The organism is Streptomyces katrae (genome assembly GCF_002028425.1).
Taxonomy (GTDB): domain Bacteria; phylum Actinomycetota; class Actinomycetes; order Streptomycetales; family Streptomycetaceae; genus Streptomyces; species Streptomyces katrae_A.
In genome coordinates, this window is record NZ_CP020042.1 from 5,814,350 (window position 1) to 5,836,552 (window position 22,203).

General features: G+C 72.2%; 22 protein-coding genes. 16 read left to right on the forward strand and 6 right to left on the reverse strand.

Annotated elements, in window-relative coordinates; all coding sequences use genetic code 11:
- Nucleotides 1-10 precede the first annotated feature (10 nt).
- Nucleotides 11-832 carry a hypothetical protein gene (locus B4U46_RS26565; RefSeq protein WP_237293130.1) on the forward strand — a complete coding sequence of 274 codons (822 nt, stop codon included), beginning with the start codon at nt 11-13 and terminating at the stop codon, nt 830-832.
- A gap of 7 nt (nt 833-839) precedes the next feature.
- Here the strand turns inward: B4U46_RS26565 and B4U46_RS26570 are convergent, their stop codons facing one another.
- Together B4U46_RS26570 and B4U46_RS26575 are read right to left on the reverse strand one after the other, a co-directional pair.
- On the reverse strand, nt 840-2,171 hold the full coding sequence (locus B4U46_RS26570) for a D-arabinono-1,4-lactone oxidase (protein ID WP_079430174.1): 1,332 nt from the start codon (nt 2,169-2,171) through the stop codon (nt 840-842).
- Nucleotides 2,119-3,375 (reverse strand): MFS transporter, encoded by a 1,257-nt coding sequence (locus B4U46_RS26575; RefSeq protein WP_079430175.1) that lies wholly within the window; start codon nt 3,373-3,375, stop codon nt 2,119-2,121. Before B4U46_RS26575 ends, B4U46_RS26570 begins: the two co-directional genes overlap by 53 nt.
- Nucleotides 3,376-3,560: 185 nt before the next feature.
- On the opposite strand from B4U46_RS26575, the gene B4U46_RS26580 reads away from it, so the two are divergent.
- Together B4U46_RS26580 and B4U46_RS26585 are read left to right on the forward strand one after the other, a co-directional pair.
- Nucleotides 3,561-4,727 (forward strand): ferrochelatase, encoded by a 1,167-nt coding sequence (locus B4U46_RS26580; RefSeq protein WP_079430176.1) that lies wholly within the window; start codon nt 3,561-3,563, stop codon nt 4,725-4,727.
- Nucleotides 4,728-4,736: 9 nt separating this feature from the next.
- Nucleotides 4,737-5,540 (forward strand): inositol monophosphatase family protein, encoded by an 804-nt coding sequence (locus tag B4U46_RS26585; protein ID WP_185117162.1) that lies wholly within the window; start codon nt 4,737-4,739, stop codon nt 5,538-5,540.
- Between the two features lie 151 nt (nt 5,541-5,691).
- Here B4U46_RS26585 and B4U46_RS38140 read toward each other — a convergent pair whose 3' ends face one another.
- Nucleotides 5,692-5,859 (reverse strand): hypothetical protein, encoded by a 168-nt coding sequence (locus tag B4U46_RS38140; RefSeq protein WP_167747608.1) that lies wholly within the window; start codon nt 5,857-5,859, stop codon nt 5,692-5,694.
- Between the two features lie 270 nt (nt 5,860-6,129).
- Between B4U46_RS38140 and B4U46_RS26590 the strand changes: the two genes are divergently transcribed.
- The 4 genes from B4U46_RS26590 (at nt 6,130) to B4U46_RS26605 (ending at nt 9,661) form a co-directional block, all read left to right on the forward strand.
- A complete protein-coding gene (locus B4U46_RS26590) occupies nt 6,130-6,783 on the forward strand; it encodes a response regulator transcription factor (RefSeq protein ID WP_079430177.1) in 654 nt (217 codons plus the stop codon).
- Between the two features lie 4 nt (nt 6,784-6,787).
- Nucleotides 6,788-8,032 (forward strand): sensor histidine kinase, encoded by a 1,245-nt coding sequence (locus B4U46_RS26595; protein WP_079430178.1) that lies wholly within the window; start codon nt 6,788-6,790, stop codon nt 8,030-8,032.
- Between the two features lie 384 nt (nt 8,033-8,416).
- Complete coding sequence (locus B4U46_RS26600) at nt 8,417-8,713, forward strand: DUF4193 domain-containing protein (RefSeq protein WP_042809536.1); 297 nt, start codon at nt 8,417-8,419, stop codon at nt 8,711-8,713.
- Nucleotides 8,714-8,722: 9 nt separating this feature from the next.
- Nucleotides 8,723-9,661 (forward strand): hypothetical protein, encoded by a 939-nt coding sequence (locus B4U46_RS26605; protein WP_079430179.1) that lies wholly within the window; start codon nt 8,723-8,725, stop codon nt 9,659-9,661.
- A 13-nt stretch (nt 9,662-9,674) separates the two neighbouring features.
- Here the strand turns inward: B4U46_RS26605 and B4U46_RS26610 are convergent, their stop codons facing one another.
- Complete coding sequence (locus B4U46_RS26610; RefSeq protein ID WP_079430180.1) at nt 9,675-10,148, reverse strand: DUF3093 domain-containing protein; 474 nt, start codon at nt 10,146-10,148, stop codon at nt 9,675-9,677.
- Between the two features lie 58 nt (nt 10,149-10,206).
- Between B4U46_RS26610 and B4U46_RS26615 the strand changes: the two genes are divergently transcribed.
- The 7 genes from B4U46_RS26615 to B4U46_RS26645 all read left to right on the forward strand — a co-directional run bounded on the left by B4U46_RS26615 (nt 10,207) and on the right by B4U46_RS26645 (nt 16,742).
- Entirely contained in the window at nt 10,207-10,791 is a 585-nt protein-coding gene (locus tag B4U46_RS26615; protein ID WP_079430181.1) for a PaaI family thioesterase, read from the forward strand.
- Complete coding sequence (dut, locus tag B4U46_RS26620; RefSeq protein ID WP_079430182.1) at nt 10,791-11,336, forward strand: dUTP diphosphatase; 546 nt, start codon at nt 10,791-10,793, stop codon at nt 11,334-11,336. Before B4U46_RS26615 ends, dut begins: the two co-directional genes overlap by 1 nt.
- A 1-nt stretch (nt 11,337) precedes the next feature.
- The gene (locus B4U46_RS26625) at nt 11,338-12,105 is read left to right on the forward strand and encodes a DUF3710 domain-containing protein (protein ID WP_079430183.1); all 768 of its coding nucleotides are present in this window, start codon (nt 11,338-11,340) and stop codon (nt 12,103-12,105) included.
- Nucleotides 12,106-12,264: 159 nt separating this feature from the next.
- On the forward strand, nt 12,265-14,877 hold the full coding sequence (locus B4U46_RS26630) for a sensor histidine kinase (protein ID WP_079430184.1): 2,613 nt from the start codon (nt 12,265-12,267) through the stop codon (nt 14,875-14,877).
- Nucleotides 14,874-15,560, forward strand: a complete 687-nt coding sequence (locus B4U46_RS26635; RefSeq protein WP_079430185.1) for a response regulator — start codon at nt 14,874-14,876, stop codon at nt 15,558-15,560. Before B4U46_RS26630 ends, B4U46_RS26635 begins: the two co-directional genes overlap by 4 nt.
- Nucleotides 15,561-15,602: 42 nt before the next feature.
- Entirely contained in the window at nt 15,603-16,022 is a 420-nt protein-coding gene (locus B4U46_RS26640; RefSeq protein ID WP_079430186.1) for an OB-fold nucleic acid binding domain-containing protein, read from the forward strand.
- 3 nt (nt 16,023-16,025) lie between these two features.
- A complete protein-coding gene (locus B4U46_RS26645) occupies nt 16,026-16,742 on the forward strand; it encodes a DUF3159 domain-containing protein (protein WP_079430187.1) in 717 nt (238 codons plus the stop codon).
- A 57-nt stretch (nt 16,743-16,799) separates the two neighbouring features.
- On the opposite strand, the gene B4U46_RS26650 is transcribed toward B4U46_RS26645, so the two are convergent.
- Together B4U46_RS26650 and B4U46_RS26655 are read right to left on the reverse strand one after the other, a co-directional pair.
- The gene (locus B4U46_RS26650; protein ID WP_079430188.1) at nt 16,800-17,462 is read right to left on the reverse strand and encodes a potassium channel family protein; all 663 of its coding nucleotides are present in this window, start codon (nt 17,460-17,462) and stop codon (nt 16,800-16,802) included.
- Complete coding sequence (locus B4U46_RS26655; RefSeq protein WP_079430189.1) at nt 17,459-18,127, reverse strand: potassium channel family protein; 669 nt, start codon at nt 18,125-18,127, stop codon at nt 17,459-17,461. The genes B4U46_RS26650 and B4U46_RS26655 overlap by 4 nt, the downstream gene beginning before the upstream one ends.
- A 210-nt stretch (nt 18,128-18,337) precedes the next feature.
- On the opposite strand from B4U46_RS26655, the gene B4U46_RS26660 reads away from it, so the two are divergent.
- Together B4U46_RS26660 and B4U46_RS26665 are read left to right on the forward strand one after the other, a co-directional pair.
- Complete coding sequence (locus B4U46_RS26660) at nt 18,338-20,392, forward strand: APC family permease (protein WP_079430190.1); 2,055 nt, start codon at nt 18,338-18,340, stop codon at nt 20,390-20,392.
- 114 nt (nt 20,393-20,506) lie between these two features.
- Nucleotides 20,507-21,838 (forward strand): class I SAM-dependent RNA methyltransferase, encoded by a 1,332-nt coding sequence (locus tag B4U46_RS26665; protein WP_079430191.1) that lies wholly within the window; start codon nt 20,507-20,509, stop codon nt 21,836-21,838.
- The last annotated feature ends 365 nt before the right edge of the window (nt 21,839-22,203 follow it).

The following is a 22,203-nucleotide window of genomic DNA, read 5'->3' on the forward strand; positions in this document are numbered from 1 at the left end:
GGGGATGGCGATGGGTCAGAAGACGGTAGGGGGAGGCGGACCGGGCGGTCGCGAGGACGAGGGCACGGGCGGAGGGCGCGCGAAGCTCGACCTGAGCGCGGCCCAGGTCGCGGGCAGTTCCCTCGCCACCGTCGCGGCCGCGCTGCTCGCCTCCAAGCTGGGCGTCTACGGCACCATCCTCGGCGCCGGCGTGGTCAGCGTGGTGGCGACCGCCGGCGGCCCGGTCATCCAGCACGCCTTCCGCCGCACCGGCGACCGGCTGCGCGAGGGCGTCCGTTCCAGGAGCCGTCAGGCCCCCGCGCCCGCCGGGGCGGAGGAGTCCGCGGCCCCGCCGGCGGGGGAGTTCGGCGAGGCCACCGTGCACGGCACCCGCGTACGGGGCTGGAAGCGCACGGCGGTGGCCTCCGGGGCGGCCTTCGCCCTCGCCATCGGCGGCCTCGGGACGTACGAGGCCTTCGCGGGCACCTCCGTCAGCAGCGGCGGCGGCACCCTCCTGTCAGGCGGCTTCCGCACGGCGCCCGACCACCGCCCCTCCGAGCGGAAGGACGCCCCGGAGTCGGGGGACCGCGGCGAGCGGGGCGAACACGGCGGGAAGGGCGGCAAGGACGGCCCGGACGGGCGGAGCCCCGGCCCGGGGGGTTCCCCGAGCCCGTCCGCCTCGCACGGCGGGCGCGGTCCGGACCCGGACCCCTCGCCCACCCCCTCCCGCTCGGCGGGCCCCGGCCCGGACCCGTCCCCCTCGGCCTCCCGGCAGACCCCGGACCCGGGCCCCGCCCCGAGCACCGGCGGCACCGGCGCACCGGGCGGGGGCGGCGGCGCCGGACGGGAGTGACCGGGCGTCAGTCCCCCAGCACCCGCCGCAGGTAGTCGTTGCCGAACAGCCGCTCCGGGTCCAGCCGGTCGCGCAGCGCCGTGAACTCCCCGAACCGCGGGTACGCCGCGGCCAGGTACTCCGCGTCCCGGGTGTGCACCTTGCCCCAGTGGGGGCGCCCGCCGTGGGCGGTGAAGATGCGCTCGGCCGCCGTGAAGTAGGCCTGGTACGGGGTGCCCCGGTACATGTGCACCGCGATGTACGCCGTGTCCCGGCCCGAGGCCGTGGAGAGGGGGATGTCGTCCGCCGGGGCCGTGCGCACCTCCACCGGGAAGCTGATCCGCAGGTCGGAGCCGTCGACCATGGCCTTGAGCTCCCGCAGGGCCCCGACCGCCCGCTCGCGCGGGAGGGCGTACTCCATCTCCACGAACCGGACCCGGCGCGGGCTGGTGAACACCTTGTACGGGATGTCCGTGTAGGTGCGCGCCGACAGGGCGCGGCTGGCGATCCGGGCGATGGAGGGGATGGCCGCGGGGACCGCGCGGCCCAGCGAGTTGACGGCCTGGAAGAGGCCGTTGGACAGCAGCTCGTCCTCGATCCAGCCGCTGACCGCTCCGGGCGGGGCGGCGGGGCCCTGGCTGCGGTTGTTGCGCTTGGTGTTGCAGTTGCCGGTGTGCGGGAACCAGTAGAACTCGAAGTGCTCGTTCTCCGCGACGTGCTGGTCGAACTCGGCGGTCACCCGGTCGAAGGGCATCGGCTCCTCACGGGCGGTCAGGAAGAACAGCGGCTCCACCGCGAAGGTGATCGAGGTGACGATGCCCAGCGCTCCGATGCCGAGCCGGGCGGCCGCGAACACCTCCGGGTTCTCCTTCTCCGAGCAGACCATCAGCCGCCCGTCCGCGGTGACCAGCTCCAGCGCGCGGATCTGCGCGGCGATGGAGGCCGAGTCGCGGCCGGTGCCGTGCGTGCCGGTGCTGGTGGCGCCGGAGACCGTCTGCTCCATGATGTCGCCCATGTTGGTGAGCGACAGGCCCTGAGCGGCCAGGGCGCGGTTGAGGTCCTTCAGTGCCGTGCCGGCCGCCACGGTGACCGTGCCGGCGCCCCGGTCCACCGACAGGATCCCGGTGAGCGCCTGCGGCCGTACGAGCACGCCGTCGGTGGCGGCGGCCGCGGTGAAGGAGTGGCCGGTGCCGACCGCCTTGACCCGCAGGCCCTCCGCGGCGGCCCGGCGGACCGCCTCCTGGAGCTCACCGACCGAAGCGGGGGTCACCGTGCGCGCCGGCGTGGCGCGGACGTTGCCCGCCCAGTTACGCCACGCGGTCCGCCCGCTCTCCGCTGCTGTCCCCGATGTCGCCGTCACGCGAGGGCTCCTCCCCTTGCGCCGGCCTCGTCAGCCGGCGGTAACCCGCGAACGCCACCGCCGCCGCGGCGATCCCCGAGGAGATCGAGACGACGTACCCGCGCTGGGCCCCGGCCGCGTCGATGACCAGACCGGTCACGGAGGAACCGACCGCGACACCGACTGCCAGGCCGGTGCTGATCCACGTCATGCCCTCGGTGAGCTTCGCGCGTGGTACGTGCGCTTCGATCAGGGCCATCGTGGTGATCATCGTGGGAGCGATGGCGAGGCCCGAGACGAAGAGCGCCACGGCCAGAAACGGAAGGTTCCCGGCCAGTAGGAGGGGGATCATACTCACGGCCATCGCACAGATGCCCAGTACCCACCGGCGTTCCGTCCGGCCCTTGAGGTGGAGCAGGCCGAAGACGATGCCCGCCAGACAGGATCCGGCCGCCCAGATGGCCAGGATGAAGCTGGCGGCGGACTTGTGGCCCTGCTCCTCGGCGAAGGCGAGGGTGGAGACGTCGATGGAGCCGAAGATGGCGCCGGTCGCCACGAAGGTGGCCGTCAGCACCTGGAGGCCGGGGGAGCGCAGGGCGGAGGAGCGGCCGTCCTCCTGGCCGCGCGGATGCGGCGGCGGCTCCGTGGCGCGCTGTGCGGTGAGCAGCCAGACGCCGACGAGCAGGCAGCCCGCGGCGATCACCGGGCCGGCCTCCGGGAACCAGGTGGTGGACAGCCCGATGGCCAGGATGGGGCCGAAGATGAAGCAGACCTCGTCGATCACGGACTCGAAGGAGTACGCGGTGTGCAGCTCGCGCGGCGCGTCCCGGTAGAGCTCGGTCCAGCGGGCGCGGACCATCGAGCCGACGCTCGGGACGCAGCCCGCGACGGCCGCGAAGACGAACAGGGTCCAGTCGGGCAGCCCGTTGGCGGCGGCCAGGACCAGGGCCGTGACGGAGGCGACGGAGACCAGTGTCGCGGGCCGCAGCACCCGCCGCTGGCCGTACTGGTCGACCAGCCGGGAGACCTGGGGGCCGATCACCGCGGCGGCCAGGGCCAGGGTTCCGGTGAGGGCGCTGGCCATCGCGTAGCGGCCGGTGATCTCCGAGATCATCGTGAGGATGCCGACGCCGACCATGGAGATCGGCAGCCGGCCTATGAGGCCGGCGGCGCTGAAGGCCTTGGTGCCGGAGGCCGCGAAGATCGCGCGGTAGGGACTGGGCAAGGTCTCTCCGTAAGGGACGTCATAGGCCCATACAGGTTACGACCGCCTCTGGGGCACCCGCACGGGGAAATCGGCGACACCGACATTTGAGGCGGCGGAACTTAGGGTCACCTTACCTGGAAGGCGTCCCGGCATGCGGACCGGCCGGTTCTCCCGCGCGCACCCCGGGTGGCAGGATTCGAGGCATGTCAGACCAGCTCCGTGCCCCCGACGCGCCCGCGGCCGAAGGCCTCGCGGCCCCCTACGACGCCCTCCTGCTGCTGTCCTTCGGCGGCCCCGAGGGACCCGACGACGTCGTGCCGTTCCTGGAGAACGTCACCCGCGGGCGAGGGATCCCGCGCGAGCGCCTCAAGGAGGTCGGGCAGCACTACTTCGGCTTCGGCGGGGTCAGCCCGATCAACGGGCAGAACCGCGAGCTGCTGGCCGCGCTGCGCAAGGACCTCGCGGACGCGGGGCTGGACCTGCCCGTGTACTGGGGCAACCGCAACTGGGCCCCGTACCTGACCGACGTGATGCGCGAGATGGTCCGCGACGGCCGCCGCCGCATCGCCGTCCTCGCCACCAGCGCGTACGCCTCCTACTCGGGCTGCCGCCAGTACCGCGAGAACCTCGCCGACGCGCTGGCGGCCCTGGCGGAGGAGGGCCTGGAGCTCCCCCGGGTGGACAAGCTGCGGCACTACTTCAACCACCCCGGCTTCGTCCGGCCCATGACCGACGGGGTGCTGGCCTCGCTCGCCGCCCTGCCCGAGGAGGTCCGGGACGGCGCCCACCTGGCCTTCACCACCCATTCCATCCCCACCGCCGCCGCCGACGCCTCCGGCCCGGTCGAGGACCACACCGAGGGCGGCGAGGGCGGGGCCTACGTCCGCCAGCACCTCGACGTCGCCCGGGTGATCGCCGACGCCGTCGAGGCCGAGACCGGCACGGCCCGCCCCTGGAAGCTCGTCTACCAGTCCCGCAGCGGAGCCCCCCACATCCCGTGGCTGGAGCCCGACATCTGCGACCACCTGGAGGCCCTGCACGCCGAGGGCGTGCCGGCGGTCGTCATGGTGCCCATCGGCTTCGTCTCCGACCACATGGAGGTCCTCTACGACCTCGACACGGAGGCCATGGCCAAGGCCGCCGAGCTGGGCCTGCCCGCCGCGCGCTCCGCCACCGTCGGCGCCGACCCGCGGTTCGCCGCGGCCGTACGGGAGCTCGTGCTGGAGCGGGCCGCCCGCGAGCGCGGCGAGCGGCCCGCGGAGTGCTGGCTGGGCAGCCTGGGCCAGAGCCACGACCTGTGCGCGGTGGGCTGCTGCCCCGCGCGCACGCCCCGCCCGGCGGCCGCCGGCGCGGACAGCCCGTACGCCTAGGGGGAGAACGTGATCTCACAGGAGCTGAAGGCCGAACTGCTGGAGGTGGGCCTGGAGGCCGCCCGGCGGGCCGGGGAGCTGCTGCGCGACGGCCGTCCGGCCGACCTCGCGGTGGCCGCGACCAAGACCAGCCCGATCGACGTGGTGACCGAGATGGACCTTGCGGCGGAGAAGCTGATCACCGCGATCCTCGCGGAGCGGCGGCCCGGGGACGGGCTGCTCGGCGAGGAGGGCGCGGACGTCGTCGGCACCAGCGGGGTCCGCTGGGTCGTCGACCCGCTGGACGGCACCGTCAACTACCTCTACGGGCTCCCCGGCTGGGGCGTCTCCGTCGCCGCCGAGTACCGGGGCGAGACCGTGGTGGGCGTGGTGGCGGCCCCGATGCGCGGGGAGACGTACCACGCCGTGCTCGGCGGCGGGGCCTGGTCGGGCGGCGCCCGCCTGTCCTGCCGGGCGGCGGCCCCGCTGGACCAGGCGCTGGTCGCCACCGGCTTCGGCTACCTCAAGAGCCGGCGGGAGCACCAGGCCGAGGTGGTCCGGAGGATCATCCCGCTCGTCCGCGACATCCGGCGCGGCGGCTCGGCGGCGCTCGACCTGTGCGACGTGGCGGCCGGCCGGCTCGACGGGTACTACGAGCGCGGACTGAACCCCTGGGACTTCGCGGCGGGCGAGCTGATCGCCCGCGAGGCGGGCGCGCTGACCGGCGGCCGGCCCGGCGAGCCGCTGTCGGGAGAGCTGGCGGTGGCGGCCGGCCCGGCGGTCTTCGCCTCCCTCCAGCCGCTCCTGGACGAAGCCGGGGCCTGGCACGACTGAGCCCGTCTCCGCGCCCATGCGGAAGGACCCCCCGCCGCGGGTGCGGCAGGGGGTCCGTCGCCGTTCTGGGTGCCCTCCCGGGGCCGGGGCTCCGGGGCGGGCGGTGTCGCTCGGGCCGAGACGGCCGTACAGACCGGGGCGGGGGCCCCGGTCAGGCCGCCTTGACCGCCACTCCGTGCTCCGCGGCGAGCCGCTGGAGGTCTTCCAACGCGGCCTGTTCCACATCCGCGAGGTAGTCGTCGCCCGTCTCACGGGCCTTGCTCAGGTCCGACTGCGTGGCGCTGATGCGCTGCAGGAGACCCGCGGTGAATGCGTCCATGGTGGGTGCGCCCCCTCTTCGTGGGTCGCGGCGGACGAGCGCGGGGCAGTCCGCCGTCAGGGAGTGGATGGGGTGTGCAGACGTCCTCCCCGGCACCCTGGGCCCAGAAACCTCGTAAGGCCAGGGAATCCTCACTTCCGACCCCTTCAGGCGCCCGGGAAGGGGCGGAGGGGCGCCTTACAGCCGGTTTACGGCCGAAACCGGCAGGATGGAGGCGCAATACAGGTGTGCCCTCAGGAGTGCCCTCGGGGCTCGAAGGAAGGAAACGACGTGCGCGTACTCGTCGTCGAGGACGAGCAGCTGCTCGCCGATGCGGTGGCCACGGGCCTGCGCCGGGAGGCCATGGCCGTGGACGTCGTGTACGACGGCGCCGCGGCCCTGGAGCGCGTCGGGGTGAACGACTACGACGTGGTCGTGCTCGACCGGGACCTTCCGCTGGTGCACGGCGACGACGTCTGCCGGAAGATCATCGAACTCGGCATGGCCACCCGCGTCCTCATGCTCACCGCCTCCGGCGACGTCAGCGACCGCGTGGAGGGCCTGGAGCTGGGGGCCGACGACTACCTGCCCAAGCCCTTCGCCTTCAGCGAGCTGATCGCCCGCGTCCGCGCCCTGGGCCGGCGGACGACCGTGGCGCTGCCGCCCGTGCTGGAGCGGGCCGGGATCAAGCTCGACCCCAACCGGCGCGAGGTCTTCCGCGAGGGCCGGGAGGTGCAGCTGGCGCCCAAGGAGTTCGCGGTGCTGGAGGTGCTCATGCGCAGCGAGGGGACCGTGGTCTCCGCCGAGCAGCTGCTGGAGAAGGCCTGGGACGAGAACACCGACCCCTTCACCAACGTGGTCCGGGTCACGGTCATGACCCTGCGCCGCAAGCTGGGCGAGCCGCCCGTCATCGTGACCGTGCCCGGCTCCGGCTACCGGATCTGACCCGATGGCCGCGACCCCCTCGCCACCACCGGCGCCACCGAAACCCACCTGGGACCCCGGCCAGCCCGAGGGTCCCTTCCCGTGGCTGCGGCCGACCATCCGCATACGGCTCACCCTGCTGTACGGCGGCATGTTCCTGATCGCCGGGATCCTGCTGCTGTCGATCATCTACCTGCTGGCGGCCCAGGCCCTGCGGGAGGGCAACGCGCTCCCGTTCAAGATCGTGGGCGGCCAGAAGGTCGAGGTCTCCAGCAGCACCTGCCCCGGCGTGGCCATCGACCAGTCGATCGAGCAGTTCAACGCCGCGATCGGGCAGTGCATCCTCGACCAGCGCAAGCACGCGCTGGACGACCTGCTCAGCCGCTCGCTGATGGCCCTGATGGGCCTGAGCGTGATCGCCTTCGCCTTCGGCTACGCGATGGCCGGCCGGGTGCTCTCGCCGCTGGGCAAGATCACCCGTACCGCCCGCCGGGTGGTCGGCTCCGATCTGACCCGGCGGATCGAGCTGGACGGGCCGGACGACGAGCTGAAGGAGCTCGCCGACACCTTCGACGAGATGCTCGACCGCCTGGAGCGGGCCTTCACCGCCCAGCAGCGGTTCGTGGCCAACGCCTCGCACGAGCTGCGGACCCCGCTGGCCATCAACCGGACGCTGCTGGAGGTCCACCTGTCGGATCCCGGTGCGCCGGTGGAGCTCCAGCAGCTGGGCAAGACGCTGCTGGCCACCAACGAGCGCAGCGAGCAGCTGGTCGAGGGCCTGCTGCTGCTGGCCCGTAGCGAGAACCAGATCGTGGAGCGCAAACCGGTCGACCTGGCGGAGGTCGCCTCGCGCGCCATCGACCAGGTGCACGGGGAGGCGCAGGCCAAGGGCGTGGAGATCCGCGGCGAGCGCGCCCTGGCCGTGGTCCAGGGCAACGGCGTGCTGCTGGAGCGGATCGCCCTGAACCTGGTGCAGAACGCCGTCCGGTACAACGTGCCGGAGGGCGGCTGGGTGGAGGTCACGACCGAGGTCCAGCACGGCCAGGCGGTGATGCTCGTCTCGAACACCGGTCCTGTGGTTCCCGCGTACGAGGTGGACAACCTCTTCGAGCCCTTCAGACGGCTGCGTACGGAGCGAACGGGCAGTGACAAGGGTGTGGGCCTCGGCCTGTCCATCGCGCGCTCCGTGGCGCGCGCACACGGCGGCCGCATCCTGGCGACCCCGCGCGAGGGCGGTGGCCTGGTGATGCGTGTCACGTTGCCCCTTTGATCCGCCCTCCAGGTTGTTCGCTGTCAGCGGAACGGCCTGGAGGGGTGGCAAGCCTCGACTGTGTGATCGATCACATTGTCGAGTGTCCGGGCATGTGCGTTCCGTGACCCCGAGAAGGCCGGAAAGCCCGGGAAGTCCGGGTTTCCGGCGCCCCGGATGGCGGGAAATACACGGGGTGGCGTCCGTGCAATACGCCCCCGGGACCGTGTACGGTCCCGGTCGTCATCCCAGCTGCGGCCCCCTGCGGGCGTGGGGCTGGGTGTCGATTGAGTAACAGACCTTGATGTGAGGCAAAATCTCCGCCTCAGGTCGGGCACAAGTCCGGCCTCTCGCGCGTTACGTGCGCTGAGACACCGCTAAATCCCAGAGGGGGAGAGCGAAAAAATGGCAACGGACTACGACACCCCACGCAAGACCGACGACGACGTCGACAACGACAGCATCGAAGAGCTGAAGGCGCGGCGCAGCGACAAGGTCACTTCGAGCGTCGACATCGAGGACTTCGACGGCGCCGAGAGCCTGGAACTCCCGGGTGCGGACCTCTCCAACGAGGAGCTGGCCGTCCGGGTGCTGCCCAAGCAGGCCGACGAGTTCACCTGCATGAGCTGCTTCCTGGTGCACCACCGCAGCCAGCTGGCTCGTGAGAAGGACGGCCAGCCGATCTGCCGCGACTGCGACTAGGTCTCGGCCGTGACCGGCTCGACGCCGTTCCGGAAGCTTCGCTTTCGGAAGACCGGCGATCCGGCGGCAGGAGCGCAGGCGGAAACCACGGGCCCGGCAACGGGCCCCGGGGCCGTCGGCGACCCGGCCTCCGGCACGACTGTCGTGCCGTCCGACACCGCCCCGGCGGTGCCGCCGGCCACAGTGGCGGACGAGGAGTCCCGGGACAGGCCCGGGGCGCGTCGGATGCAAGCCGTCAAGAACGGTGTGCGCAAGGGCGGCGAGAGTGCGAGAAACGCCGCCCTGTACATCACCGACCTCATCATCGAGAACGCCCCGCGCGTTCCGGTCAGGGACCTCGCGACCCTGCGCGCGCAGTTCCCCGGCCTCGGTCCCGATCAGCTGGCCGACAAGCTGATCGCCGGGGCCGCCAACGCCACCTCGACCGTGGGTGCGGGCATCGGCGCGGCCGCCATGATGCCGGTCCCGCCCGCCATGCCGGCGGAGCTGGCCGCCGAGATCACCGGCGTCGCCGCCATCGAGCTGAAGCTCATCGCCGAACTGCACGAGGTCTACGGGCAGCGGCCGCCCGGCACCCTGAAGGACCGCAGCCTCGCCTACCTCACGGCCTGGACCGAGGAACGCGGGATCGACCTGACCAAGCCGACCACGCTCAACGCGGCGCTCGGCGGCCAGATGAAGCGCGAACTGCGCCAGCAGATCACGAAACGGATGGTCCGCAACCTGCCCAACCTGATGCCGTTCATGGTCGGCGCCGCCGTCGGCGCGGTCATGAACCGCCGGGACACCAGGAAACTCGCCGAGAAGGTCCGTACGGACCTGCGCCGCCGGGCCGTGCCCTGGGCGGCCCTCCCCGCCGCCGGACCCGCGCAGCACCCCGCCCAGCCCCTTCCCGGGGCCGCCCCGGCCGCACTGGAGCCCCCGGACCCCGACGGCTTCGGCCGCTGACCGCCCCCGGCCCTCAGGCCTGCGGAGCCGAAGCCTCCCGCGCGGCGCGGACCGCCGCCGCCAGGGCGTGGGGCTCGCGCGTGGAGACGTACACGTACGGGGTGGGGTCCGCCGGGTCGGTGACCTCGATCCGGACCGCCGTCGGGATGTAGCTGCGCATCAGCATGAAGGCCCGCATGTCGGCCTTGTACGTGCGCCAGGCCCGCGCCTCCTCGCCCTCCAGCACCTCGGGCTCGCCCAGCGCCGACACCGGGATCCGGGACTCGCCCGCCGCCAGCACCCCGTTCACCACGCGCACCCGGGCGGAGCCCATCGAGCTCACCAGCATCCCCGCCAGCGCGCCGCCGCCGACGAACCCCGCCAGCAGCGGCAGCGTGCCCAGCGGAAGGGTGATCAGGGCGCCGGCCACACCGGTCAGGGCGGCGATGCCCCACCAGGAGCGGGGGGCGGAGAGGCGTTCGTCGTGGTGCGCGGGGGAGAGCTGCATGCCCTCAAGCCTCCCACGAGGCGACCGGCGGGTAGCCGCGCGGGTAAGGTCTGCGGCTGTGAGTGGACGAAACACAGCGTTGACGCCCCCGGCCGGTGCCGTCGCTCCGGTCCGGCATCCCGATGCCCCGGCACCCGGAGAGCTCCTCGGTGCGCACTACGAACACTGTTTCGGGTGCGGCGGGGGCCAGCCCCACGGGCTCCATCTGGAGGCCCGCGCGGGTGAGGGCGTGCGCGTCACCGCCGAGTTCACCGTCCGTCCCGCCCACCAGGGCGCGCCGGGCCTCGCCCACGGCGGGGTGCTGGCCACCGCGCTCGACGAGACGCTGGGATCCCTGAACTGGCTGCTGCGCGTCATCGCGGTGACCGGCCGGCTGGAGACCGACTTCGTGCGGCCCGTCCCGGTCGACACCGTGCTGCACCTGGAGGCCGAGGTCACGGCCGTCGCGGGCCGGAAGATCTACTCCACGGCCGTGGGCCGGATAGGCGGCCCGGACGGGCCCGTCGCCGTCCGCGCCGACGCGCTCTTCATCGAGGTGAAGGTCGACCACTTCATCGACAACGGTCGGCCCGAGGAGATCCGGGCGGCGATGGCCGACCCGGACCAGGTCAGGCGCGCACGCGCCTTCGAGGTGAACCCCTGATGTCCCAGAAGAACCACGGACCCCGTCATGACGTCGACGTGCTGATCCGCCGCGTCGACCCCGAGGTCCCGGTCCCGGCCTACGGCCACCCCGGCGACGCCGGCTGCGACCTGGTGACCACCGTGGCCGCCGAGCTGGAGCCCGGGGAGCGGGCCGTCCTGCCCACCGGCATCTCCATCGCGCTGCCCGACGGGTACGCCGCCTTCGTGCACCCCCGCTCGGGCCTGGCCGCCCGCTGCGGCCTCGCGCTCGTGAATGCCCCGGGGACGGTGGATGCCGGGTACCGTGGGGAGATCAAGGTGATCGTGGTCAATCTCGACCCGCGCGAGAGCGTCCGGTTCGAGCGCTTCGACCGCATTGCCCAGCTGGTTGTCCAGCGGGTCGAGAAGGTCCGCTTCCACGAGGTGGCGGAACTTCCCGGCTCGGCCCGGGCCGACGGGGGGTTCGGCTCCACCGGCGGTCATGCGGCCGTGGCCGGATCCGGCGCTGGTCAGCAGGGTGGGAATGGCTACGCTTCGGTCGTAACCGACCGGGAAGGACAGTGACGTGTTCGGACGTCGCAAGAAGAACGACTCCGCCGACGACGGCGGCGCGGCCGAGCAGGTCGACGGCGTGCGCCCCGACGAGGCGGCCGAAGCCGGGGAACCCCGGCGGGTGAACCTGCCTCCGGCCCCGCGGCCCGACGGCCCCTGGGACGTCTCCGAGGTGCCCGGCAACCCCGCGGACGGCCGGGTCGACCTCGGCGGCATCCTCGTCCCCGGTGTCGAGGGCATGGAACTGCGCGTCGAGGTCGCCGGTGACGCGATCGTCGCCGCCACCGTGGTCCTGCGGGACAGCGCCGTCCAGCTTCAGGCCTTCGCCGCCCCCAAGAAGGAGGGCATCTGGGGCGAGGTCCGCGAGGAGATCGCCTCGGGCATCACCCAGCAGGGCGGTCTCATCGACGAGGTCGACGGGCCCCTGGGCTGGGAGCTGCGCGCGCAGGTCCCCGTTCCGCTGCCCGACGGCCAGACCGGCGCCCAGCTGGTGCGCTTCGTCGGCGTCGACGGCCCGCGCTGGTTCCTGCGCGGCGTCATCTCCGGCCAGGGCGCGGTGCGCCCCGAGTCGGCCGGCGTGCTGGAGCAGATCTTCCGGGACACCGTCGTCGTGCGCGGCGAGGGCCCGATGGCCCCGCGCGACCCCATCGTCCTGAAGCTGCCGAACGACGCCCAGATGGTGCCGGACGGCGTGCAGACGGCCGAGGACCAGGAGAGCTCCCGCTTCTCCGGCGGCATGGGCCAGCTGGAGCAGGGCCCGATGATCACCGAGATCCGCTGAACCGGCGGACCTCGGCGCCACCCGTTTCACACCGCGGGCCGTACTCCTCCGGGGATACGGCCCGCTGCCGTACCCGCCGGGCGTCAGGGATGCGTCAGGGATCTCCGTCCGGCCGCCGATCGGTGCGTGAACAGCGGGAACGTCCCCGAGAATGAGCGCATGGGACGCGGCAGGCTGAGGATCTATCTGGGCGCGGCACCCGGTGTGGGCAAGACGTACGCCATGCTCTCCGAAGGCCACCGGCGGGTGGAGCGGGGCGGTGACGTCGCCGTCGGCTTCGTCGAGCACCACGGGCGGCCGCGCACCGAGGTCATGCTGCACGGCCTCGAACAGGTCCCCCGGCGGGAGCTGGTCCACCGGGGCGCCACCTTCACGGAGATGGACGTGGACGCGGTCCTCGCGCGCCGCCCCGCCGTGGCCCTCGTCGACGAGCTCGCACACACCAACGTGCCCGGCTCGCGCAACGCCAAGCGCTGGCAGGACGTCGAGGAGCTCCTGCGGGCCGGCATCGACGTGGTCACCACCGTCAACATCCAGCACCTGGAGTCCCTCGGGGACGTGGTCGAGACGATCACCGGCGTGCGCCAGCGCGAGACCGTCCCGGACGAGGTGGTCCGGCGGGCCGAGCAGGTCGAGCTGGTCGACATGTCCCCGCAGGCCCTGCGCCGGCGGATGGCCCACGGCAACATCTACCAGCCCGACAAGGTCGACGCGGCCCTGTCCAACTACTTCCGGCCCGGCAACCTGACCGCGCTGCGCGAGCTGGCGCTGCTCTGGGTGGCCGACCGGGCCGACGAGTACCTCCAGCAGTACCGCGGCGAGCACGGCATCCGATCCACCTGGCAGGCCCGCGAGCGCATCGTCGTGGGCCTCACCGGAGGGCCCGAGGGGCGGACGCTGATCCGCCGGGCCGCGCGGATGGCCGCCAAGGGCTCCGGCAGCGAGATCCTCGCCGTGTACATCGCCCGCAGCGACGGGCTGACCTCCGCCTCCCCCAAGGAGCTCGCGGTCCAGCGGACCCTGGTCGAGGACCTTGGAGGAACGTTTCACCATGTGATCGGCGACAACGTCCCCGAAGCCCTCCTCGCCTTCGCCCGCGGGGTCAACGCCACCCAGATCGTCCTGGGCTCCAGCCGCCGCAAGACCTGGCAGTACGTCCTGGGCCCCGGGGTGGGCGCGACCGTGGCCCGCGACTCGGGACCCGACCTCGACGTGCACATCGTCACGCACGAGGAGGTGGCCAAGGGGCGCGGGCTGCCCGTGGCCCGCTCCGCCGCCCGGCTCGGGCGGCCCCGGATCGTGGCCGGCTGGCTGGTCGGCGTGGTCTTCCCGGTGCTGCTCTCCCTGCTGCTCACCCACATCAGCACGGACCCGGGCCTGGCCAACGACATGCTGCTGTTCCTGGGGCTGACGGTGGCGGCCGCCCTGCTGGGCGGCCTCTGGCCGGCGCTCGCCTCCGCCGCCTTCGGGTCGCTGCTGCTGAACTACTTCTTCGTCGAGCCCCTGCACCGGTTCACCATCTCCGACCCCCGCAACATCATGGCCATCTCGGTCTTCTTCGGCGTCGCCGTCTCGGTGGCCTCCGTGGTCGACCTGGCGGCCCGGCGCACCCACCAGGCCGCCCGGCTGCGGGCGGAGTCCGAGATCCTGTCCACCCTGGCCGGGAGCGTCCTGCGCGGCGAGACCGCCCTGGACGCGCTGCTGGAGCGGGTGCGCGAGACCTTCGCCATGGAGTCGGTGGCCCTGCTGGAGCGGGCCGGCGAGCTGGAGCCCTGGACCCCGGCCGGCAGCGTGGGCCCGGCGCCCGTGGCCCGGCCGGAGGACGCCGACGTGGACATGCCGATCGGCGACCACATGGCGCTGGCCCTGTCCGGGCGGGTACTGCCCGCCGAGGACCGCCGGGTGCTCGGCGCCTTCGCCGCCCAGGCCGCCGTGGTGCTCGACCGCCAGCGGCTGGTGGGGGAGGCCGAGGAGGCCCGCAGGCTGGCCGAGGGCAACCGGATCCGCACCGCCCTGCTGGCCGCCGTCAGCCACGACCTGCGCACCCCCCTGGCCTCCATCAAGGCCTCCGTCAGCTCCCTGCGCTCCGCCGACGTCGAGTGGTCCGAGGAGGACCGGGCCGAGCTGCTGGAGGGCATCGAGGACGGCGCCGACCGGCTGGACCACCTGGTGGGCAACCTGCTCGACATGTCCCGGCTCCAGACCGGCACCGTGACCCCGCTGATCCGGGAGATCGACCTGGACGAGGTGGTCCCGATGGCGCTGGGAGGCGTACCGGAGGACAGCGTGCTGCTGGACGTGCCGGAGACCCTGCCGATGGTGCGGGTGGATCCGGGGCTGCTGGAGCGGAGCGTGGCCAACGTCGTGGAGAACGCCGTCAAGTACAGCCCCCGGGGACAGCGGGTGCTGGTCGCGGCCAGCGCCCTCGGCGACCGGGTCGAGGTCCGGGTCGTCGACCGCGGGCCCGGGGTGCCCGACGAGGCCAAGGACCGCATCTTCGCCCCGTTCCAGCGGTACGGGGACGCCCCGCGCGGGGCCGGGGTGGGCCTGGGCCTGGCGGTGGCACGGGGCTTCGCCGAGGCCATGGACGGCACCCTCACCGCCGAGGACACCCCCGGCGGCGGGCTGACCATGGTGCTCACCCTCCGCGCGGCGCACCCCGCCGGGCCCGCCGGAACCGCGGACCGCCCCGACGGCGTTGTCCAGGCGGATCCCCCCGAAATCCAGCGCACCGGGGACCTCCCCGGACGACAGAAAGCAGGACCCCGATGACCCGGGTGCTCGTGGTGGAGGACGAACCGCAGATCGTCCGGGCCCTCGTGATCAACCTCAAGGCGCGCAAGTACGAGGTGGACGCCGCCGCCGACGGGGCGGCCGCTCTGGAACTGGCGGCCGCCCGCCACCCCGACGTGGTCGTCCTCGACCTCGGCCTGCCCGACATGGACGGGGTCGAGGTGATCAGGGGCCTGCGCGGCTGGACCCGTGTCCCGATCCTGGTCCTCTCCGCCCGGCACAGCTCCGACGAGAAGGTCGAGGCCCTCGACGCGGGCGCCGACGACTACGTCACCAAGCCCTTCGGCATGGACGAGCTGCTCGCCCGGCTGCGCGCGGCCGTCCGCCGGGCCGAGCCGGCCGCCGGGGCGGGCGGGGACGAGGTGGTCGTGGAGACCGAGGGGTTCACGGTGGACCTCGCGGCCAAGAAGGCGGTCCGCGAGGGACGCGACGTACGGCTCACCCCCACCGAGTGGCACCTGCTGGAGGTGCTCGTGCGCAACGGGGGGAAGCTGGTCAGCCAGAAACAGCTCCTCCAGGAGGTCTGGGGGCCCTCCTACGGGACCGAGACCAACTACCTGAGGGTCTACATGGCCCAGCTGCGCCGCAAGCTGGAGGCGGACCCCTCGCACCCGCGGCACTTCATCACCGAACCGGGCATGGGCTACCGCTTCGAGAAGTAGTGGGGCTTCGAGGGGGAGCGGGGGCGCCGGTAGGCTTCCTGTATGAGTGCTGAACCGCGTCCCGAGAAGCCCGCGAAACCGGCCAGGCCGGCGGGCCGGTTCCGCCGGATGATAGAGCGGCTGTCCACCTCCCAGGAGGAGCTGCATTCGGCGGAACTGCAGGAGGACGCAGAAGCCGCGGGGTGCACGCGGATCTGCGACTGCCACGACCGCCAGATAGTCAAGGTGACCGGAACCCTGCGTACCGTCACCCTGCGGCCGCGCGCGGGCGTACCCGCCCTGGAGGCGGAGCTCTTCGACGGCTCGGCCGCGCTGGACGTGGTGTGGCTCGGGCGTCGCTCGATCGTGGGAATCGAGCCCGGGCGGCGCATGATCGCCTCCGGGCGGATCGCGATGAGCCACGGACGCCGGGTCCTGTTCAACCCGAAGTACGAACTCCGACCCCTCGGACAGGAGCACTGACCGGTGACGTCACTCGACCGACCGACCACGCCGGGGTCCGCCCCCTCCAACCCCCCCGGGGACCAGAAGGAGGTCACGCAGGCGGCGCTCTTCGACGCCTTCGGCGGCATCCGGGGCACCGTGGAGACCATGCTCCCCGGCCTGCTGTTCGTGATGATCTACACGATCAACAAGGACGTGAAGATGTCCGCCATCGCGGCGGGCGTGGTCGCGGTGCTGCTGGTGATCGTGCGGCTGCTGCGCAAGGACACCGTCAAGCACGCCTTCAGCGGGGTCTTCGGCGTCGGCGTGGGCGTGGCCTTCGCCCTGTTCACGGGCAGCGCGAAGGGCTTCTACCTGCCCGGCATGATCTACGGGGTCGGCCTGGGCGTGGCCTTCACGCTGTCGGCGCTGGTCGGCTTCCCGCTGCTGGGCGTGATCCTCGGGCCGGTGTTCAAGGAGAACCTGTCCTGGCGGACCCGCAACCCCGGGCGCAAGAAGGCGTACACCAAGGCCAGCCTGGCCTGGGGCCTGATCTTCCTGGCGAAGTACGCGATCCTCTTCCCGCTCTACTGGTGGGGTGACGAGACCCAGCTGGGCTGGGTGCTGATCGCGCTGAAGCTCCCGCCGATGGTGCTGGCCGTGTACTTCACCTGGGTCTTCCTGGCGAAGGCGCCGCCGCCGATCGACGTGATCGCCGAGTACGAGGCCGAGGAGGCCGCCCGCGAGAAGCGGGGCTGAACCGCAGCGTGCCGAAGGGGCGGGGTGACCGGGTCACCCCGCCCCTTCTGCATTGCCTCAGTGCTTGGCCTGGAGGAGGTCCTCCAGCTGCTCCTCACGGGCCTGGGCGGCCACGAACAGGAGCTCGTCGCCCGGCTCCAGGGTCTCCTCGCCGTGCGGGGTGAGCACCCGGTTGCCGCGGATGATCGTCACCAGCGAGGTGTCCTCGGGCCAGTTGATCTCGCTGATCTGGGTCCCCGCCACCGAGGAGTCGGCCGGCAGGGTCAGCTCGACCAGGTTGGCGTCGCCGTGGCTGAAGCGCAGCAGGCGCACCAGGTCGCCGACGCTGACGGCCTCCTCGACCAGGGCCGACATCAGGCGCGGCGTGGAGACCGCGACGTCGACGCCCCAGGACTCGTTGAAGAGCCACTCGTTCTTCGGGTTGTTCACCCGCGCCACGACCCGGGGGACCCCGTACTCGGTCTTGGCGAGGAGGGAGACGACCAGGTTCACCTTGTCGTCACCGGTGGCGGCGATGACCACGTTGCAGCGCTGCAGCGCCGCCTCGTCGAGCGAGGTGATCTCGCAGGCGTCGGCCAGCAGCCACTCCGCCTGCGGCACCCGCTCCACCGAGATGGCGGTCGGCGCCTTGTCCACGAGGAGCACCTCGTGGCCGTTCTCCAGCAGCTCGCCCGCGATGGAGCGGCCCACGGCCCCGGCTCCGGCGATCGCGACCCTCATGCGTGTGCCTCCTCGGGGCCCTCGGCGAAGGCCGCCTCGACCTTGTCGATCTCGTCCGTGCGCATCATCACGTGGACGAGGTCGCCCTCCTGGAGCACGGTCTGCGAAGTGGGCAGCATCGCCTCGCCCAGGCGGGTGAGGAACGCGACACGCACGCCCGTCTCCTCCTGGAGCTTGCTGACCTTGTGCCCGATCCAGGCGGGGGAGGTGTGCACCTCCGCGAGCTGGACGCCGCCGCTCGGGTCGCGCCACAGGGGCTCGGCGCCCGACGGCAGCAGCCGGCGCAGCATCTGGTCGGCGGTCCACCGTACGGTCGCGACGGTGGGGATGCCGAGGCGCTGGTACACCTCGGCGCGCTTGGGGTCGTAGATGCGGGCGGCGACGTTCTCGACGCCGAACATCTCGCGGGCCACGCGGGCCGCGATGATGTTGGAATTGTCACCACTGCTGACCGCGGCGAAGGCTCCCGCCTCCTCGATCCCGGCCTCGCGCAGGGTGTCCTGGTCGAAGCCGACCCCGGTGACGCGGCGGCCGCCGAACGAAGCCCCGAGCCGGCGGAATGCGGTGGGGTCCTGGTCGACGACGGCGACCGTATGCCCCTGCTGCTCCAAGGTCTGCGCGAGGGCGGAGCCCACTCTTCCGCAGCCCATAATGACGATGTGCACGGCCGTCCTTCCGGCTGTCAGCGGCTCGCTGGTTTCCAGCCTCATTGCATGCTCTGGCTAAACAGGGTCTCAGACCACGGCCCAAGCTACACACGGGTGGTCACCGGTGTGACCATTTGGGGTCCGCGGGGTGCCTCATTGGCGGCGCATTGGTGAGGATCATGGACCGGGGGTTCGTCAGCCCGATATCGAACGCTTACGATCCTCTGCGTGTCCAAACTGACCGACGTGCCCAAACGGATCCTGATTGGCCGGGCGCTGCGCAGCGACCGCCTCGGGGAAACGCTCCTCCCCAAGCGGATCGCCCTTCCCGTCTTCGCCTCCGACCCGCTCTCGTCCGTGGCATATGCCCCCGGCGAGGTCTTGCTTGTCCTGTCGATCGCGGGTGTGTCGGCGTACCACTTCAGCCCCTGGATCGCGGTCGCGGTCGTCGTGCTGATGTTCACCGTCGTGGCTTCCTACCGGCAGAACGTCCACGCGTACCCCAGCGGCGGCGGCGACTACGAGGTCGCCAACACCAACCTCGGCCCCAAGGCCGGGCTGACGGTGGCGAGCGCCCTGCTCGTCGACTACGTCCTCACCGTCGCCGTGTCCATTTCCTCCGGCGTCGAGAATCTCGGCTCCGCCGTCGATTTCGTCATCGAGCACAAGGTGCTCTCGGCGATCATCATGATTCTGCTCCTCACGCTGATGAACCTGCGCGGAGTGAAGGAATCCGGGAAACTCTTCGCCATCCCGACGTATGTGTTCGTCGGCGCGGTTTTCGTCATGATCGCCTGGGGTGCCTGGCGCGGCCTGGTCATGGGCGACACCATGACCGCGCCCACCGCCCACCTGGAGATCAAGGCCGAACACCAGGGACTCGCCGGCTTCGCGCTGGTCTTCCTGCTGCTGCGCGCCTTCTCCTCCGGCTGTGCCGCCCTGACCGGCGTCGAGGCCATCAGCAACGGCGTGCCGGCCTTCCGCAAGCCCAAGAGCAAGAACGCCGCCACCACCCTCGCCCTGATGGGCGCCCTCGCCGTCACCATGTTCTGCGGGATCATCGGCCTGGCCATGGCCACCAAGGTCCGCATGGCCGAGGCACCCGCCACCAACCTGCTGGACCACGGCGTCCCCGTCGGCGCCGGCTTCGTCCAGCACCCGGTGATCTCCCAGGTCGCCGAAGCCGTCTTCGGCAGCGGCAGCATCCTGTTCATCGTCCTGGCGACCGCGACGGCCCTGGTCCTCTTCCTGGCCGCCAACACCGCCTACAACGGCTTCCCGCTGCTCGGCTCGATCCTCGCCCAGGACCGGTACCTGCCGCGCCAGCTGCACACCCGCGGCGACCGGCTCGCCTTCTCCAACGGCATCGTGCTGCTGGCCGGCGCCGCCATGCTGCTGGTGTGGATCTACGACGCCGACTCCACCAAGCTGATCCAGCTCTACATCGTCGGCGTGTTCGTCTCCTTCACGCTCAGCCAGATCGGCATGGTCCGGCACTGGAACCGCCACCTGGCGAGCGAGCGCGACCAGGCCGCCCGCCGCCGGATGCACCGCTCCCGGGCCATCAACACCTTCGGCGCGGCCTTCACCGGGCTCGTCCTGGTCGTCGTGCTGGCCACCAAGTTCACGCACGGCGCCTGGGTCGCCCTCATGGGCATGCTGATCTTCTACGGCACCATGACCGCCATCCGGAAGCACTACGACCGGGTCGCCTCCGAGATCGCCGCGGACGAGGGCCCCAGCGACGACAGCGTGCGCCCCTCCCGGGTCCACTCCATCGTCCTGGTCTCCAAGGTCCACAAGCCCACCCTGCGCGCCCTGGCCTTCGCCAAGCTCACCCGCTCGGACACCCTGGAGGCGCTCAGCATCAGCGTCGACCCGGCCGAGACCAAGGCGCTCAGGGACGAGTGGGAGCGGCGCGGGATCAACGTCCCGCTGAAGATCCTCGACTCCCCCTACCGCGAGATCACCCGCCCGGTGGTCGAGTACGTCAAGGGGCTGCGCAGCGAGAACCCGCGCGACGCGGTCAGCGTCTACATCCCCGAGTACGTCGTCGGCCGCTGGTACGAGCACCTGCTGCACAACCAGAGCGCGCTGCGCCTCAAGGGCCGCCTGCTCTTCACCCCCGGCGTGATGGTCACCTCGGTGCCCTACCAGCTGGAGTCCTCGGAGCTCGCCCGCCGGCGGGCCCGCAAGCGCCAGGAGTGGAACGCCCCGGGCGCGGTGCGCCGCGGCCCCGTCGACACCCCGCGGCCGCGTCCCAAGGACCCGGCGGGGAGGTAGGCCCGGCGGGTGGCGAACGGCCGGACGGGATCCACGTAAACTGGTGGGTCGGTCGTCCGGCCGTTCGCCTTTTTCCGTTTTTCCGCCCCTGAATCTCCCTGGAGTCTCCCCACCATGACCGAGCAGAACGAGAAGCAGTCACTGGTCGGGGAGGAGTACGAGGTCGAGGTCGGCCCCGTCGCGCACGGCGGCCACTGCATCGCGCGGACCTCAGACGGCCGCGTCCTGTTCGTCCGGCACACCCTGCCGGGCGAGAAGGTCGTCGCGCGCGTGACGGAGGGCGAGGCGGACTCCCGCTTCCTGCGCGCCGACGCGGTCACGATCCTGACCGCCTCCAAGGACCGGGTCGAGGCCCCCTGCGCCTTCGCCGGCCCCGGAAAGTGCGGCGGCTGCGACTGGCAGCACGCCAAGCCCGGCGCCCAGCGCCGGCTCAAGGGCGAGGTCGTCGCCGAGCAGCTCAAGCGGCTCGCGGGCCTCACCCCCGAGGAGGCCGGCTGGGACGGCACGGTGGCCCCCGCCGAGGGCGACAAGCTCCCGGCCGGCGAGGTCCCGCAGTGGCGCACCCGCGTCCAGTACGCCATCGACGAGGACGGCCGCGTCGGCCTGCGCAAGCACCGCTCGCACGACATCGAGCCCGTCGACCACTGCATGATCGCTGCGCCCGGGGTCACGGAACTGGGCATCGAGAAGCGCTCCTGGCCGGCGATGGCCTCGGTCGAGGCGATCGCCGCCTCCGGCTCGAGCGACCGCCAGGTCGTCCTCACCCCGCGCCCGGGCGGCCGCCTGCCCCTGGTCGAGCTCGACAAGCCCGTCTCCGTCCTCCGGGTCGAGGAGAAGGACGGCGGGATCCACCGCGTCCACGGCCGCCCCTTCGTCCGCGAGCGCGCCGACGGCCGCACCTACCGCGTCGGCATGGGCGGCTTCTGGCAGGTCCACCCGCAGGCCGCCGACACCCTGATCAAGGCCGTCATGCAGGGCCTGATGCCGCGCAAGGGCGAGATGGCCCTCGACCTCTACTGCGGCGTCGGCATCTTCGCGGGCGCGCTCGCGGAGCGCCTCGGCGAGACGGGGGCGGTCCTCGGCATCGAGTCGGGCAAGCGCGCGGTGGAGGACGCCCGCCACAACCTGGCCGACTTCCCCCGGGTCCGCATCGAACAGGGCAAGGTCGACACGGCCCTCCCGCGCACCGGCATCACCGAGTGCGACCTGATCGTCCTGGACCCCCCGCGCGCGGGCGCCGGCAAGCAGACGGTCCGCCACATCGCGGGCCTCTCGGCCCGCCGCATCGCCTACGTCGCCTGCGACCCGGCGGCGCTGGCCCGCGACCTGGGCTACTTCAAGGAGGCGGGCTACAAGGTCCGCACGCTCCGCGTCTTCGACCTCTTCCCGATGACGCACCACGTGGAGTGCGTCGCGATCCTAGAGCCGACTGGAAAAGGCCTCTGATCTGCAGGTTAGGGCAGTGTGCGTTGTGTGTGCTGTGGGCGTTACGGGCGATGTCTTGACGCTGATTTGACGCACGCTCTGGTGGGTCGTCAGCTCCCTGATTACGCAGGTCGCGTCAGGTGTCAGGCCTCAAGCCGGAGACTTGGCATTACGAATTCTTGACGGCGCGCTGCCATGGGTGGCCAATGCTCATGGCAGCGGGAGCTGTCCGGGCATCGCTGAACACCTCGAAATGGGCGTTCGGCGACTACTTTCCGTAACCCGGACCGTAGGGGCTCAAGCCGCCAAGGAACGGCTTCAGACGCACGCTGCCCGCCCCCACACTACGAGAATCACCTGATACCCGCTGATCCTCTACCGGCCGC

Bases quoted from the DNA above. Each gene is read 5' to 3' on its own strand.
- B4U46_RS26565 (WP_237293130.1), top strand. From the start codon at position 11: ATGGGTCAGAAGACGGTAGGGGGAGGCGGACCGGGCGGTCGCGAGGAC.
- B4U46_RS26580 (WP_079430176.1), top strand. From the start codon at position 3,561: ATGTCAGACCAGCTCCGTGCCCCCGACGCGCCCGCGGCCGAAGGCCTC.
- B4U46_RS38140 (WP_167747608.1), bottom strand. From the start codon at position 5,859: ATGGACGCATTCACCGCGGGTCTCCTGCAGCGCATCAGCGCCACGCAG.
- B4U46_RS26595 (WP_079430178.1), top strand. From the start codon at position 6,788: ATGGCCGCGACCCCCTCGCCACCACCGGCGCCACCGAAACCCACCTGG.
- B4U46_RS26600 (WP_042809536.1), top strand. From the start codon at position 8,417: ATGGCAACGGACTACGACACCCCACGCAAGACCGACGACGACGTCGAC.
- B4U46_RS26610 (WP_079430180.1), bottom strand. From the start codon at position 10,148: ATGCAGCTCTCCCCCGCGCACCACGACGAACGCCTCTCCGCCCCCCGC.
- dut (WP_079430182.1), top strand. From the start codon at position 10,791: ATGTCCCAGAAGAACCACGGACCCCGTCATGACGTCGACGTGCTGATC.
- B4U46_RS26630 (WP_079430184.1), top strand. From the start codon at position 12,265: ATGGGACGCGGCAGGCTGAGGATCTATCTGGGCGCGGCACCCGGTGTG.
- B4U46_RS26635 (WP_079430185.1), top strand. From the start codon at position 14,874: ATGACCCGGGTGCTCGTGGTGGAGGACGAACCGCAGATCGTCCGGGCC.
- B4U46_RS26640 (WP_079430186.1), top strand. From the start codon at position 15,603: ATGAGTGCTGAACCGCGTCCCGAGAAGCCCGCGAAACCGGCCAGGCCG.
- B4U46_RS26650 (WP_079430188.1), bottom strand. From the start codon at position 17,462: ATGAGGGTCGCGATCGCCGGAGCCGGGGCCGTGGGCCGCTCCATCGCG.
- B4U46_RS26665 (WP_079430191.1), top strand. From the start codon at position 20,507: ATGACCGAGCAGAACGAGAAGCAGTCACTGGTCGGGGAGGAGTACGAG.